Consider the following 15,298-nt stretch of genomic DNA (forward strand, 5'->3'; position numbering starts at 1 on the left):
TAATTAAACTATATTTTTTATAATTGTTTAAATAGCCTTGGTATTTGATGCAGCATCTGTTAAAGTAAATTTATTCTTCAAAATCATCATATCCTCACTTACTTTTCTATCTAAAACCTTAGCGTAATGTTGTGTGGTTCTCAAATTTTTATGACCAAGCATCTTGCTAACGCTTTCTATTGGAACACCATTTGTAAGTGTTACGGTTGTTGCGAAAGTGTGTCGTGCAATATGAAAGGTTAGTTCTTTTTCAATCTCACAAACTCCGGCTATTTCTTTTAGATAGGCATTCATTTTTTGATTGGTAAGAATGGGAAGTAGTTTATCTTGATTACTGCTTTGTGGATGATTGGCATATTTATCAATAATCATTTGCGTTACTGGAAGAATTGGAATTTTAGAAGCGGTTTCGGTTTTTTGTCTGTGTGTAAAAATCCATTTCTCGCCATCAATACCTATGCTTATGTGCGACTTTGTCAAATTTTTGACATCTACATAAGCAAGTCCAGTAAAGCAGCTAAAAAGGAAGATATCGCGAACTAAAGACAATCGTTCGGTTTTGAAATCTTTGTTGATGATATTTTGAATTTCTTTTTCAGATAAATAAACTCTCTCAACTTCTTTAACTTTCGATTTGTAATTCGCAAATGGATTTTTATCAAGCCAGTCATTGGCTAAACAAAGCTTGATTATTTTATTGAAGTTCTTGATGTATTTTACTGCGGTATTGTTGGCACAATTTCTAACGCTTCGCAACCAAAATTCATAATCGGTTATAAAGGCATGATCTATTTTATTAATCTCGATATCGGAAACTTTATATTTCCATTGTAAAAATTCTTTAGTATGACTCAATGAAGTTTTGTAACGTTCTAATGTTCCTGGTGCATATTCTTTGCCAACCAACTCTTTGATTTTGTTATTGTGGTCCTCGAAAATTGGAACAAGCATACGTTGTTTTTCTTCCGAACCAAAAAGTAATTCTTTAAAGTTTTCAATGTTTAGATTTTCATTTTTATGGATTAACTCCATTTGAATATCCAATACTTTAGATTTTATTAAATCAAGATAACTATTTATTGAACGAGCTTCATCTGTAGCACCTTTCATTTTACACGCTTCCGATAACCATCGGGTAGGGTCAATAAATTTTTTTGTACTGAATTCTGTTCTGATTCCATTTACAGTAAGACGGACATAAATTGGAAATTGCCCTTTGGCATTAGCCTTGGTGGATTTTGCATAAAAATGCAGGTTTACTTTCGCTTTCATTTTACTGACTAATTAATTATTTATCAATTTAAATTCGCAATCCAAGCCAAACAAGATGTTTAATGAATGAACTAGCTATTAAACGCATTCTTAAACCCAGTGTTTACAAGGGTTAAGGGATTTTAGCGAGACCCTAGATTTCTAGTTTTTTCTAGGGTCTCGATTTAGTCCCTTTAGCAATAAGATTCAATGAATAATTTGGTATATCAGCAAAAGCAAAAAACCCCGAAAATCATAAGATTTTCAGGGTTTTGACACCATTTAGGATTTTTTTCAGCGGAGAAAGAGGGATTCGAACCCCCGGACCTGTTACAGTCAACAGTTTTCAAGACTGCCGCATTCGACCACTCTGCCATTTCTCCAATATCAAAAAAGATATGATTAGTCGTTTATTATGTAATTCTTTGCGGAGGAAGAGGGATTCGAACCCCCGGACCTGTTACAGTCAACAGTTTTCAAGACTGCCGCATTCGACCACTCTGCCATTCCTCCAATAATCTGTTTCGATTATTACGGCTGCAAATATAGCCTCTTTTTTATAATCTCCAAACGAAATATTTAACTTTTTTTAGATTATTTTTTAATCAATTGATTATCCAATGCTTATCTTTATCACTTAGCATTAAAAATTAATATAATCAGTTATTTCTAAACCATATCCAATCATTCCTACTCGCTTACTTTGATAAGAATTGGTCATTAATTTGATTCTAGTAATATCTATATCATGTAAAATTTGGGCCCCAATACCAAAATCTTTAGTATCAATCTTAATTTTTGGCGCTTCAAATATACCTTCTTCTTGTAATTTTCTCAATTCAGAAATGCGGTCTAATAAATCTGTAGATTGCAATTCTTGGTTGATAAACAAAATAGCTGCACTATCATATTGCTCCATTTTAGCGAAAATATTCTCTAAATGTTTATCTTCTTTAGAGGTTAAATTCCCTAAAATATCATTTGTAATTTGTGTAGAGTTGATACGAGTAACCACTTCATCTCCTTTCTTCCAACTTCCCTTAGTTAATGCAATATGAACTTTTTTATTGGTTACTTGTAAATAAGCACGTAATCTAAATGTTCCAAATTTAGTTTTTATTTCAAAATCTTCTTTCTTTTTAATTAAGCTATCGTGTTGCATGCGGTAGCGAACCAAATCTTCAATAGAAACCAATTTTAAATCAAATTTTTTGGCTACTTCTACTAATTGTGGTAAACGAGCCATAGTTCCGTCATCATTCATAATTTCACAGATTACACCTGCTGGAGAAAAACCTGCTAAACGGGCAAAATCAATCGCAGCTTCAGTGTGTCCCGTACGTCTTAACACTCCTCCTTGTTTTGCAATAAGTGGAAAAATATGACCCGGACGACCCAATTCATAAGGTTTGGTTTCTGGACTCACTAATGCTTCAATGGTTTTTGCACGGTCTGATGCTGATATTCCTGTAGTTACTCCATTACCTTTAAGATCTACCGAAACAGTAAAAGCTGTCTCCATGTTATCCGTGTTATTTGATACCATAGCATGTAATTCTAATTCTTTACATCTTGATTCGGTTAAAGGCGTGCAGATTAATCCTTTTCCATGTGTTGCCATGAAATTAATCATCTCAGGTGTTACTTTATCTGCTGCAGCTAAAAAATCACCTTCATTTTCTCTATCTTCGTCGTCAACTACTATTATTATTTTTCCTTGACGAATGTCTTCTATAGCCTCTTCAATGGTGTTGAGTTGGATGGTTTTACTCATATTGCTTGTTGTGTGTTTACTTATATTATTTTTTATATTCTGCTAGTACTTCCTTTATTTTTGATTGATTATAAAAATAAAAGATTGGATAGAAAGGGAAAGCCCCAACTAAAAGAATAATTTTATTAATTAGTATTTTCTTAGTTGTTTTATTTTCAATGACGCTAACATAAGTTGTCGATTTAAAAACAAATAGAAATGTGAAAACCACAAAAATAGCAGCAAATAGCCCAAATAGTATTTTCAGTTTAACCAATGTTACAAAAATAATGGCTAATATATAAAATACTAAAGCGGCTTTTGAAGTACGCTTATATTCTTCCGTTAAGTAATACATTTCTAAATAATCTAAATCGATTAATTTATTTTCCAATTCTAACTCTTCTTGAGTAATTCCTCTTGATTCTAATATTTTTAATGCTTTTTTTCTGTATAAATTAGGATAACCAAATTGCAAGGTATTTGCAACCATTTCAATTAATATATTCGTATCCCTTTTTAATAAATCTTGGTAATCTGAATCATCATAATTGATACTCATTGTGTCTAATGAAGTCCTTGCATATTGAGCTTTTAAGTCATCCAAATTTAATTTAGAAAATAAGTTTTTGATTGGCTCAATCAACCAATCTAAATTAATAGTAACATTTTGATCATTAGTAGCTCTTCTTGTTAAGAAAATAGCTAATGGTGTTAATAACAAAGCTCCTGCCGCCACACCTATAAATGGATGAATAGCATCTTGTCCTGCTAATTTTTTACCAAATGTATTAGCAAAATTAAATGTTATGAAAATAAGCACTGCAAATACAATAGGTAATCCTACGCCTCCTTTTCTGATAATTGCTCCAAGTGGGGCTCCAATGAAGAACATTAACATACATGAATAAGCTACTATTAACTTATCATAAAAAGAAATCCAATAATCATTGATGTAATTTCTTTTAATTTCTAAATCAAACACATAACCATCCATAGTAAAAACAGCATTGCTTGCTTGACTTTTAGCAATTTCTTTAATTGCTGCTCTCTTATCAGGAGCAAATAAGTCTAATAAATCTTTATTAAAATCTTTTGATGAGGACTGATCTACATTAAGTAAACTTTGGGTATTAAATAACTCATTTGCCTCTTTAGTTTTTTGATCTAAATTTTCGCTATAGGACAAAACGTCTTTTTTATAATTTCGTTCTAGTGAATCAATTGTGTATTTCAATTCACTCATGTTTAACATATTATGTGCATTAACAACCTCTCCAGAGTCTTCATTACTTCCATTTAACAAGGCTAAATCAATATTAATAGTATATTTTTTGAAACTACTTTTTGCAAAAGGCATTTTGTTTCTTTCTTCTATTTTTGACGAATAAATATCTTCATAATAATAACCATCAATTAAATCCAATTGTAAAATATTGGTATGATCATCACTTTTAAGCACGCCTCTTTTAGCACGAATTACGGTAGTCACGGGAGAAAATTCATTTTTTTTCATATGCATCGTAACTCCCTCTAGAAATTCACCATTTTCGCCAGACTTTTTCTCTACTTTAATATTAAATGTGGTTCCTATTTTATTAAATTGCCCCTCACCTATGGCCATCGCTGGTTTTGTTTGAAGAATTGATTTACGTAAATTAACAAACCTATATTGTGCTTCTGGAATAATGTTATTAGAAAAAAGAAAACCTATTAAACTCATGATCAAAGTACAATAAACCAAGACACGCATGGCACGTTTTAAGGAAATGCCTCCTGATTTCATTGCTGCAAATTCATAATTTTCTGCCATACTACCGAAAGTCATGATAGATGCCAATAGAATTGAAAGTGGTAACACCAGCGGCACCATTATAGGTGAATAAAATAAAATGAATTTCAAAATGGTAATAAAATCCAAGTCTTTACCCGCTAATTCCGCAATAAAAAGCCAAATACTTTGTAAAACGAAAATAAAAAAAAGAATAACGAATACCGAAGTAAACGTAATCAAAAAAGATTTTAATAAATATTTATCTATTATTTTCACAGGAATTAATCAGCTTTATTGATGTAATACTTTGGATACTTCGCTTTATCAAACGTAAAATATGTTTTAGCTAATGTCTGATTAACTTTAAATGAGGCAACAGTTAACGTTGTTTTTGTTCCGTTTTTACCCAATTCAATTAAGTTATAAATTTGTTTTGTTTTTGTATCAATTCCTATTAAAATTTCCTTACGCTGGTCTTTTGCATTCGTTGGCGTTAATTTTACATATTGAATTGGTTTTCCACCTACTTTTTGTTTAATATCCATTGAATAAGTAAACCCTTTTTGAAAAAAAGAAAAAATCTTGTTTGGTGAAATAGAATTGGCATCTGATTCATCATAATTAGAAATGGTTACCTCTTCATCCTCTGGTACAATAGTGTAAACTTTTTTACCATCAAATAGTTTTGTCATACCCATAAAATTAAGCACATACTTGTTGCCTTCCATAGCTACATTTCCTTTGCTTTCTTGATTGATTTTTTCTTTAGCATTGTATATAGAATACTTAAAATCAATTACAATATTTTTATATGACTTGGTTTTAGCCACTACTTGATCTAATAAGGCTTTTGCTTTATTTTTTTCTTGAGCTTGTGCACTTACTACCAATAAAAATAAAGCGGTAATCTTCAAAAAATTTCTCATTTCTATTTTAATCAATTATTTTTGTTCGTTATTTAAAAAATGTTCTAGTGCCACTAGATCAGAAATTAAAACAGCTCTAGCTTTACTTCCCTCAAATGGACCTACAATACCAGCGGCTTCTAATTGATCAATTAAACGACCGGCTCTATTGTATCCTAATTTTAATTTTCTCTGAATTAAAGAAGCGGACCCTTGTTGCGCTGTTACTACTACTTCTGCTGCATCTCTAAATAAAGAATCACGTTCAGAAATATCAATATCTAAATTTATGCCATTTCCTTCTTCTCCTACATATTCTGGTAATAAATAAGCATTAGGGTATGCTTTTTGCGACCCTATGAATTCACAAATTCGCTCTACTTCGGGTGTATCAACAAAAGCACATTGTACACGAACCAAATCATTACCTTGTGTATATAATAAATCTCCACGTCCAATCAACTGATCTGCGCCTTGACTGTCTAAAATGGTTCTCGAATCAATTTTAGAAGTTACACGGAAAGCAATACGTGCAGGAAAATTAGCTTTAATAATACCTGTAATTACATTTACTGAAGGACGCTGCGTGGCGATAATAAGATGTATACCAATAGCACGAGCCAATTGAGCTAAACGAGCAATTGGTGTTTCAACCTCTTTACCTGCGGTCATAATTAAATCTGCAAATTCATCAACTACTAACACGATGTAAGGTAAAAAGCGGTGACCATTTTCAGGGTTTAACCTTCTGTTTTTGAACTTTTCATTATATTCTTTAATGTTTCTAACCGAGGCATCTTTCAATAAGTTATAACGGTTATCCATTTCCACACATAATGAATTTAATGTATTGATAACTTTTGCATTATCTGTAATAATGGCATCAGAGGCATCAGGTAATTTAGCCAAATAATGACGCTCAATTTTATTAAATAGTGTTAATTCAACTTTTTTAGGATCGACTAAAACAAATTTAACTTCTGCTGGATGTTTTTTATATAAAATAGACGTTAAAACCGCATTTAAGCCGACTGATTTACCTTGTCCTGTTGCACCAGCCATCAACAAGTGGGGCATTTTTGCTAAATCAACTACAAAAGTTTCATTAGAAATTGTTTTTCCTAAAGCGATTGGCAACTCCATTTCTGCTTGTTGAAATTTAGGAGAAGCTATTACCCCTTTCATTGAAACCATGGAAGGATTTGCATTTGGCACTTCAATACCAATGGTACCTTTACCTGGAATTGGTGCAATAATACGAATTCCTAAAGCCGCTAATGATAAGGCAATATCATCTTCCAAACTTTTAATTTTAGAAATACGGATTCCTGCTTCAGGAACAATTTCATATAATGTTACTGTTGGACCAACGGTTGCTTTAATTTGAGCAATGTCAATTTTATAATTACGAAGAGTATCAACAATTCTATTTTTATTTTCTTCTAACTCAGATTGATTAATGGTAATACCACTCCCGCTGTATTCTTTAAGCAATTCAATGGAAGGAAATTTGTAATTAGACAAATCCAACGTAGGATCAAATTCACCAAAATCTTGTACTAATTTTTGTGCTAGACTTTCCTCAACAATATCTTCTTCTTCAGGTTTTTCAATTACAAAAGAAGCATCTTCAGTAGGGATGATTTGCGGTTCTTTTGTGACTGCGTCTAAAGGAATTTCCTTTGGAATTTGTATCTCAGATGCATGCTGAATCGTAGGCTTTAATGCTTCCTTATTAACTTCAAATGAAGTAGTATCAGGACGTTGAATCACTTTCATATCTTGCCAACTATCGTCATCATCGACCTCTTCTACTACTTGTTTATGGCTAACAACTGGCATGGTTTCAACAGGAAGTTTCTCTTCAATTTCCTTAGTTTCAGCAATAGGCACTTGTGTAATATTATCTTCTCCAACTATTAATTCATCTTCCATAGATTCATTTTTCTTTTCCAAGAAATCCTTAACCTTGTCAGGAGACATTTTAATTTTGTAAATTAAAAATATGGTAAGATTGAAAATGAGTACAAATATCGTTCCTACAATCCCTGTATAATCAGCAATAAAACTATGAATTTCATATCCTACAATACCCGATAAATGAGGAATAACATCCCAAAGTAAGCCTAATAATAGAGATAAATTAAGTACTAAAAATAAATCCCAAAAAATACTTTTCTTCAATTTAGCTAAAGGTAAATCAACCACTAAATAGGCGCCAATCATAAAAATAATTTTAACCAGTATGAAAGATGCTATTCCGAAACCTTTATAAAGAAAGAAATTTGCCAACCATGCACCAGTTTTACCTAACCAATTTTCTACTTGAACCGAACGATCAGCTATTGCCTCTACTTGACTTTGATCATTTATTCCTGAAACATAGTAGGAAAGAAAAGATAAAAACAATACTAATGCAACCAAAATTAAAAAAACTCCAAAAACAAATTTTTGTGCTCTTGACGTTTTTAAAATTGAAGTAGTATCCTTTGATTCAGGTATATTTTTAGACTCTTTTTTTGCCATTCATTATGCGAATTAAAGTAATTTTGGTAGGTATATTAATGCCCCAACTGCTATTGCACTCATGGCTGCAAACATAACTGCACCAGCAGCTATATCTTTAATAAAACCAATTCTTTCATGGTAATCTGGATGAATAAAATCGGCTATTTTTTCAACAGCTGTGTTAAGTCCTTCGATAGCTAATACTAGCCCAAACACTAAAATTTGCATCATCCATTCTTCTCTTGAGATTTTAAAATAAAAACCAGCAGCAGTCATCACAACTGCAAGTGAAGATTGAACCATGACACTATGTTCTGTAGTAACTAATTTGTAAGCCCCTAAAACCGCATATTTAATACTCTTTATTCTACCTGATACAAATTGATTGTCTTGTTTCATCTATTTCGTAACATTAAAAAACACTCCTGCAGTTGACACAGCAAGAGTGTTTGAAAAAACTTTTTATTATTTTAATGCATTTAAAGCTGCATCATAATTTGGTTCATTAGCAATTTCACTCACTAATTCTGTATGCTTTACTTGACCTTTGTCATCAATTACTACAATTGCTCTTGCATGTAACCCGTTTAAAGCACCATCAGTCAACAAAACACCATAGTCTTTTGCAAAAGAAGCATCCCTAAAATCAGACAAATTCACTACATTCTCAATACCTTCTGCACCACAAAAACGTTTTTGAGCAAAAGGCAAGTCTCTAGAAATACATAATACTTTTGTATTAGGTAATTCAGAAGCTAATTTGTTAAATGTACGTACAGATGTAGCACATGTAGCAGTATCGACACTTGGAAAAATATTTAAAATAACATTTTGACCAGTATAGTTTGCTAATGAAATTTCTCCTAAATTAGCATCAACTAATTTAAATTCAGGCGCTTTTGAACCAATTACTGGTAATTCGCCATTTGTGTGTATTGGATTTCCTCCTAAAGTTACTGTTGCCATATCAATTTTTTTATGTGTCCAAAAATACAAAAATTAATTAGTACTGCATTCACAATATTTTACTAAAATTACACTTCATTCCACAACACATCATTTGGTGGAGAGGCTTCAAAAACAAGTAATTCTTTTGTAACTGGATGAATTAATGTTAATTTTCTGGCATGCAAATGAATACCACCATCAGGATTACTTCGGTCGAAACCGTATTTCAAATCTCCTTTAATAGGACAACCAATTGCAGCTAATTGAGCTCTAATTTGATGATGTCTGCCAGTATGCAAGTCGACCTCTAAAACATAATAATGATCTAATTTCTTACTGATTTTATAGGACAAACTCGCTTTTTTACTTTCAGAAACTTCGTTTTTATGTGCCTTAGACGTATTATTTTTTGGATTTCTTTTAATGAAGTGAATTAGCGTATCTTCAGTTAAAGGTGGTTGATTTTTCACAATAGCCCAATACGTTTTCTGCGTTTCTCTATTTTTAAATGTTTCATTCAAACGCGTTAAGGCTTTAGATGTTTTAGCAAAAACCACAATACCCGAAGTTGGGCGATCTAAGCGGTGAATAACCCCTAAAAAAACAGCACCAGGTTTATGGTATTTTTCTTTGATATATTCTTTAACAATTTCAGATAATGGCGCATCACCCGTTTTATCTCCTTGCACCAAATCTCCTATTCTTTTGTTTATTACTATTAAGTGATTATCTTCAAATAAAATTTGCAAATTATCTTTAGTAGAAACTATTTTTTCAGACATATTTTTAGGTCACGTTTTTCTTAAACCTTAGTATTGTTCGTTTGCATTAGGAAAATCTCTCGATTTTACATCTGCTGCATATTGACTGATTGCTTTTGTCATGTCTTCAAACAAATTCATGTACCTTCTTAGGAACCTCGGACTGAATTCGTGTGTCATTCCTACCATATCATGAAGAACGAGTACTTGCCCATCTACTCCTGCACCTGCTCCAATTCCAATTACAGGTATAGATATACTTTCAGCCACACGTTGCGCCAATTTAGCTGGAATTTTTTCTAAAACCAAAGCAAAACAGCCGATTTTTTCCAACAATTGCGCGTCTTCAATTAACTTTTCTGCTTCAGCTTCCTCTTTTGCTCGTACAGTATAAGTACCAAATTTATAAATCGATTGAGGCGTTAATCCTAAATGTCCCATAACTGGAATACCGGCTTGAAGAATTTTCTTGATTGATTCTTTAATTTCTTTTCCTCCTTCTAATTTAACGGCATGTCCCCCACTTTCTTTCATCACTCGAATAGCCGATCGAAGCGCTTCTTTAGAATCCGATTGGTAACTTCCAAATGGTAAATCTACCACTACCAACGCTCTTTCAGCAGCACGCACAACAGAAGAAGCGTGGTAAATCATTTGGTCCAACGTAATAGGTAATGTTGTTTCATGACCTGCCATAACGTTACTTGCAGAGTCGCCTACTAAAATAACATCAATTCCTGCGGTGTCTACAATTTTGGCCATGGTATAATCATAAGCCGTTAACATGGAGATCTTCTCTCCTTTTTGTTTCATATCGAAAAGTGATTTAGTCGTCACTCTTTTATAATCGCTTTTTGCTACAGACATAATCGTATAGATTTCAAATATCAAAAATAAGTTTTAGCTACTACGTGCTAAATATTTTGTAAAATTAATACAAAAGTTATGGAATGTAACATTTTTTAAATAAAAACTACTAAGTAATTAAACATTTCACTTATGAAAAAAATTGGTCTTCTTTTTATATTTTGTTTTTCAATGATTTCAACAGCACAAGAAGCAGAAGTCAAACAAAGCATAATTACATTTTTTGAAGGATTTCATACAAAAGACACTTTAAAAATAAAAGCTGTTTGTCATCCTAAAATGGTACTACAATCAATTGCTGAAACAAAAAAAGGAACTAAATACAGTGAAGAAACTGCTCAAACTTTTTTTCAATCATTTACAAAATTTCCAAAAGAATTACAGTTTGAAGAACGTCTGTTAGACTATAAAATTCAAATTGATGGTGCCATGGCTCATGTTTGGACACCTTATGAATTTTATGTTAATGGTAATTTTAGTCATTCTGGTGTCAATTCATTTACTTTATTTTTTGAAAATAATCAATGGAAAATTGTACATTTGATTGATACGAGAAGAAAGAAATAAATAAATTGAATGTAGCCTATTTAAATACAATAAAAAAAGAAAAGCAATACTTATGGGTATTGCTTTCAATTCTTATCACCGTTTTAGGTTGTTTTCTTCTGAAAAATGTATTTAATTATAAAATAGTTGCTTTAATTTTACTTATGCTTGTTTCAATACATGCAATGTTTTTTACCATTAAACCAACTATTTTATCTGCAATTTTAAGTGCTTTAACTTGGAATTTTCTTTTTATCCCACCAATTTTTACTTTTCACATTTCAAACCCCGAAGATTTATTATTATTTATAATGTATTTTGCAGTTGCGTTAATTAATGCTGTATTACAATTTAAACTTAAAAAAATCGAAGAAAAAGCAAGAGAAAAGGAAGAAAAAGAAAAAACTTTTCATTTATATAACACCTTACTCAATTCGCTTTCACATGAATTAAGAACTCCAATTTCAACTATAATTGGTTCCACTGATATTCTGAAAGAATATGAAGAAAAAATAACCGTTGAAAACAAACATCTTTTACTACAAGAAATTCAAATTGCAGGATTAAAATTAAATCATCATGTAGAAAATCTTTTAAATATGAGTCGACTGGAATCAGGTTTACTTGTTCCAAAATTTGAATGGTGTGATATCAATGAAGAAATGTTTCGATTTATAAAAAATAATTTTCAAAATAATAGCCGAATTGAATTTCAAGCCAATGATAATTTACCTATTTGTAAAACTGATATTGGTTTCTTAGAACAAATTGTAATCAATATAATTAAAAACGCTTTACAATACACTCCTGAAGAAAAACCAATTCAAATACAGTTAGGAATAGATCATCAAATTTTACATATAAGCTTTCAAGATTATGGAAACGGCATTCCTGAAGAACATTTACCTTATATTTTTGATAAATTTTTTAGAGTACCACAAACAATAACTGGTGGAACTGGATTAGGGTTATCAATAGTAAAAGGATTTACAGATGCATTAAACGGTACAATTGAAGTAAAAAACATTCAGCCAAATGGTTTGAAATTTGATATTTTTGTACCTGTAGAAACTACCTATATAAATAACTTAAAAAATGAGTAAGGCTGATATACTTGTTATCGATGATGAACCTCAAATCAGAAAGCTACTAGAAATAACACTAGAAAGTAATGATTACAAAGTTATTCATGCTGAAAATGCAAAACAAGGTATTTTATTAGCTGCTAATCATTCTCCTGAAGTTATTATTTTAGATTTAGGATTACCAGATAAAAGTGGTCATGAGGTTTTAAAAGAACTACGTTCATGGTATAATAAATCAATTATCATTTTATCGGTTTTAAATCAAGAAGAAGATATTGTAAAAGCACTAGATAATGGAGCAACAGATTATTTAACAAAGCCTTTCCGAAATGCTGAATTAATGGCTCGAATTAGGGCCTCAATTCGTAGGAATACATCTGAAAACAATGACACTTTAGTTCAATTTGGTCCATTAAAAATTGATTTGGTTGCTCATGTAGTCAAAAAAAATGACGCTGTTATAAAGTTAACTGCTACTGAATTCAATCTATTAGCACTCTTTGTTAAAAATGAAGGTCGTGTATTAACACATCAATTTATTTTAAAAGAAATTTGGGGAGTTGGTTCACAAACTGAAACACAATATCTTAGAGTTTTTGTTGGTACACTTCGAAAAAAAATTGAGAATAATCCAAATGCTCCAGACCATATAATTACAGAAAGTGGCGTGGGATATCGCTTTCAATAAATCTTTATAATTTCTTTATACTCCCAACTGTATTCTTTATATTTTCCCTATAAGATACAGCCGAACTTTGTACCATAATTATTTTACTTATTTATGGAAACAAAACACGGCTTTAGCAACAAAGTCACTGCAGCAAGTTTATTAGTTGCACTTGGTATCATTTATGGTGATATTGGAACTAGTCCATTATATGCTTTAAAAGCAGTTATTGGAACAAGAAAAATTGAAGAAATATTAGTTTATGGTGGAGTATCTGCTATTTTTTGGACCTTGGTTATTCAGACCTCAATCAAATATATTTGGCTGACTTTAAAAGCAGATAATAATGGAGAAGGTGGGATTTTTTCTTTATATGCTTTGGTTAGACGTTATGGAAAAAAATTAGTGATTCCAGCAATTTTAGGAGCTACTACCCTACTTGCGGATGGAATTATTACACCACCAATTTCAGTTGCCTCTGCAATTGAAGGCTTAGGAATGGTTGATCAGTTTAAAAACATTATTCAACCTGGAAATACAATCACCGTAAGTATTGTAGTTTTAATTTTATCGCTTTTATTCTTTTTTCAACGTTTTGGAACACAAACAATTGGTAAATTATTTGGACCAATTATGTTGGTTTGGTTTTCAATGTTATTCATAGTTGGTATTAATCAAATAACATTACATATTGATATTTTAAAAGCTTTAAATCCTTATTATGCCTATGAATTGCTAAGTCAATATCCAAAAGGTTTTTGGTTACTTGGCTCTGTATTTTTATGTACAACTGGAGCTGAAGCTTTGTATTCTGATTTAGGACATTGTGGCATAAAAAACATTCGAATAAGTTGGATTTATGTTAAAACGTGTTTAGTGGTAGCATACCTTGGTCAAGCAGCTTGGTTAATGCATCAAAATGAAGATTTCTTAAATGGCAGAAATCCTTTTTTTGAAATTATTCCTAATTGGTTTTTACTACCAAGTATTGTCATAGCAACTTTGGCTACAATTATTGCCTCTCAAGCACTTATTAGTGGTAGTTATACTTTAATTAGTGAAGCCATAAACTTAAACTTTTGGCCAAGAGTGGCCGTTCGTCAACCTTCAGAAACTAAAGGTCAAATTTATATTCCGAGTGTGAATTATGTATTGTGGTTTGGATGCGTTTTAATGATTTTATACTTCCGTTCATCTGAACATATGGAAGCTGCCTATGGTTTTTCAATAACCATAACTATGATGATGACAACTTTATTATTAGGTTATTTCTTGAGATACCGCCTAAAATGGAAACCCATAGCAGTTTGGTCAATTGTTGGACTTTTCGCTATAGTAGAATCTTCATTTTTCATTGCAAATGTTGCTAAAATAAAAGAAAGATGGATGTTTTTATTCTTTGAATTAGGCATTTTTATGGTGATGTATATCTGGTATAAAGCTCGAAAAATTCATAATCGCTATACCAAATTCACTGAACTAGGTAAATACAGTCATCAATTAGCAGAATTAAGTGAAGATGATTCCATACCAAAATTTGCTACTCATTTAATTTATTTATCTAAAGCAGATAGAAGACATCATATAGAAGAAAAAATTATCAAATCAATTTTTTCAAAAAAACCAAAACGTGCCGATGTCTATTGGTTTTTACACCTAAATAGAACAAATGAACCATACACATTAAGTTACAATGTAACCGAACTTATAGATGATAAAGTGATTAAAATTAATATAAATGTCGGATTTAGAATTCAGCCAAAAACCGAGTTGTATTTTAAAAAAATAGTCCAAGAATTAGTAGCAAACAAAGAGTTAAATCTACACGTAAGACCAGATGGTTCAACAAAGTATAACAATGAACCCGATTTTAAATTTGTGGTTTTAGAAAAATATTTATCCGTTGAAAATGAATTTAAAATTAAAGACAATTTGCTTTTAAATGGTTATCGTTATTTAAAAGAAATAGGCATATCTGATGAAAAAGCATTTGGATTAGACAAAAGTGATGTAATTATAGAACAAGTACCATTACTTTATCAACCAATTACAAAAATTGAACTTAAAAGAGAAAATTATGAAACTAGATAAATCAAAAATCATATTTGAAAAATGGGAACAGCTTTCAAACAAAAAAGTAAAATTACTTCTTAAAAATGGTAAAGAAAAAATTGGAACCATTGAACGTTTTACACATGGAAGTAATTCATTTATTGGATATTGGATACTAAAC

Annotated in this window: 13 protein-coding genes and 2 tRNA genes; 4 read left to right on the forward strand and 11 right to left on the reverse strand. The window is 31.2% G+C overall.

Annotated elements, in window-relative coordinates; all coding sequences use genetic code 11:
• Positions 1 to 27: 27 nt before the first annotated feature.
• From QZ824_RS07340 to panB, 11 genes are all read right to left on the reverse strand, one after another.
• Positions 28 to 1,272: a site-specific integrase gene (locus QZ824_RS07340; protein ID WP_291275373.1), complete on the reverse strand. Its 1,245-nt coding sequence runs from the start codon at positions 1,270 to 1,272 to the stop codon at positions 28 to 30.
• A gap of 277 nt (positions 1,273 to 1,549) precedes the next feature.
• Positions 1,550 to 1,634, reverse strand: a tRNA-Ser gene (locus QZ824_RS07345).
• A 45-nt stretch (positions 1,635 to 1,679) separates the two neighbouring features.
• Positions 1,680 to 1,764, reverse strand: a tRNA-Ser gene (locus QZ824_RS07350).
• Between the two features lie 130 nt (positions 1,765 to 1,894).
• On the reverse strand, positions 1,895 to 3,025 hold the full coding sequence (ribB, locus tag QZ824_RS07355) for a 3,4-dihydroxy-2-butanone-4-phosphate synthase (protein WP_291275374.1): 1,131 nt from the start codon (positions 3,023 to 3,025) through the stop codon (positions 1,895 to 1,897).
• A gap of 25 nt (positions 3,026 to 3,050) precedes the next feature.
• Positions 3,051 to 5,054, reverse strand: a complete 2,004-nt coding sequence (locus QZ824_RS07360; protein ID WP_366844337.1) for an LptF/LptG family permease — start codon at positions 5,052 to 5,054, stop codon at positions 3,051 to 3,053.
• Between the two features lie 5 nt (positions 5,055 to 5,059).
• Positions 5,060 to 5,704, reverse strand: coding sequence for an outer membrane lipoprotein carrier protein LolA (locus QZ824_RS07365; protein ID WP_291275375.1), 645 nt, complete (start codon positions 5,702 to 5,704; stop codon positions 5,060 to 5,062).
• Positions 5,705 to 5,719: 15 nt separating this feature from the next.
• A complete protein-coding gene (locus QZ824_RS07370; RefSeq protein ID WP_291275376.1) occupies positions 5,720 to 8,209 on the reverse strand; it encodes a DNA translocase FtsK in 2,490 nt (829 codons plus the stop codon).
• A 12-nt stretch (positions 8,210 to 8,221) separates the two neighbouring features.
• Positions 8,222 to 8,590 (reverse strand): diacylglycerol kinase family protein, encoded by a 369-nt coding sequence (locus tag QZ824_RS07375; RefSeq protein ID WP_291275377.1) that lies wholly within the window; start codon positions 8,588 to 8,590, stop codon positions 8,222 to 8,224.
• 66 nt (positions 8,591 to 8,656) lie between these two features.
• Positions 8,657 to 9,157, reverse strand: coding sequence for a thiol peroxidase (gene tpx / locus QZ824_RS07380; RefSeq protein WP_291275378.1), 501 nt, complete (start codon positions 9,155 to 9,157; stop codon positions 8,657 to 8,659).
• Between the two features lie 68 nt (positions 9,158 to 9,225).
• Positions 9,226 to 9,921 carry an RluA family pseudouridine synthase gene (locus QZ824_RS07385; protein WP_291275379.1) on the reverse strand — a complete coding sequence of 232 codons (696 nt, stop codon included), beginning with the start codon at positions 9,919 to 9,921 and terminating at the stop codon, positions 9,226 to 9,228.
• A 27-nt stretch (positions 9,922 to 9,948) separates the two neighbouring features.
• Positions 9,949 to 10,767, reverse strand: coding sequence for a 3-methyl-2-oxobutanoate hydroxymethyltransferase (gene panB, locus QZ824_RS07390; protein ID WP_291275380.1), 819 nt, complete (start codon positions 10,765 to 10,767; stop codon positions 9,949 to 9,951).
• A 132-nt stretch (positions 10,768 to 10,899) separates the two neighbouring features.
• On the opposite strand from panB, the gene QZ824_RS07395 reads away from it, so the two are divergent.
• The 4 genes from QZ824_RS07395 (at position 10,900) to QZ824_RS07410 (ending at position 15,156) form a co-directional block, all read left to right on the forward strand.
• Positions 10,900 to 11,334 (forward strand): nuclear transport factor 2 family protein, encoded by a 435-nt coding sequence (locus QZ824_RS07395; protein WP_291275381.1) that lies wholly within the window; start codon positions 10,900 to 10,902, stop codon positions 11,332 to 11,334.
• 59 nt (positions 11,335 to 11,393) lie between these two features.
• On the forward strand, positions 11,394 to 12,416 hold the full coding sequence (locus tag QZ824_RS07400) for an ATP-binding protein (RefSeq protein ID WP_291275384.1): 1,023 nt from the start codon (positions 11,394 to 11,396) through the stop codon (positions 12,414 to 12,416).
• A complete protein-coding gene (locus QZ824_RS07405; RefSeq protein ID WP_291275382.1) occupies positions 12,409 to 13,086 on the forward strand; it encodes a response regulator transcription factor in 678 nt (225 codons plus the stop codon). The genes QZ824_RS07400 and QZ824_RS07405 overlap by 8 nt, the downstream gene beginning before the upstream one ends.
• A 93-nt stretch (positions 13,087 to 13,179) precedes the next feature.
• Positions 13,180 to 15,156, forward strand: a complete 1,977-nt coding sequence (locus QZ824_RS07410) for a KUP/HAK/KT family potassium transporter (protein WP_291275383.1) — start codon at positions 13,180 to 13,182, stop codon at positions 15,154 to 15,156.
• The last annotated feature ends 142 nt before the right edge of the window (positions 15,157 to 15,298 follow it).

The sequence above is a fragment of the Flavobacterium sp. genome, from assembly GCF_021151785.1.
In the GTDB taxonomy this organism is placed as follows: Bacteria; Bacteroidota; Bacteroidia; order Flavobacteriales; family Flavobacteriaceae; genus Flavobacterium.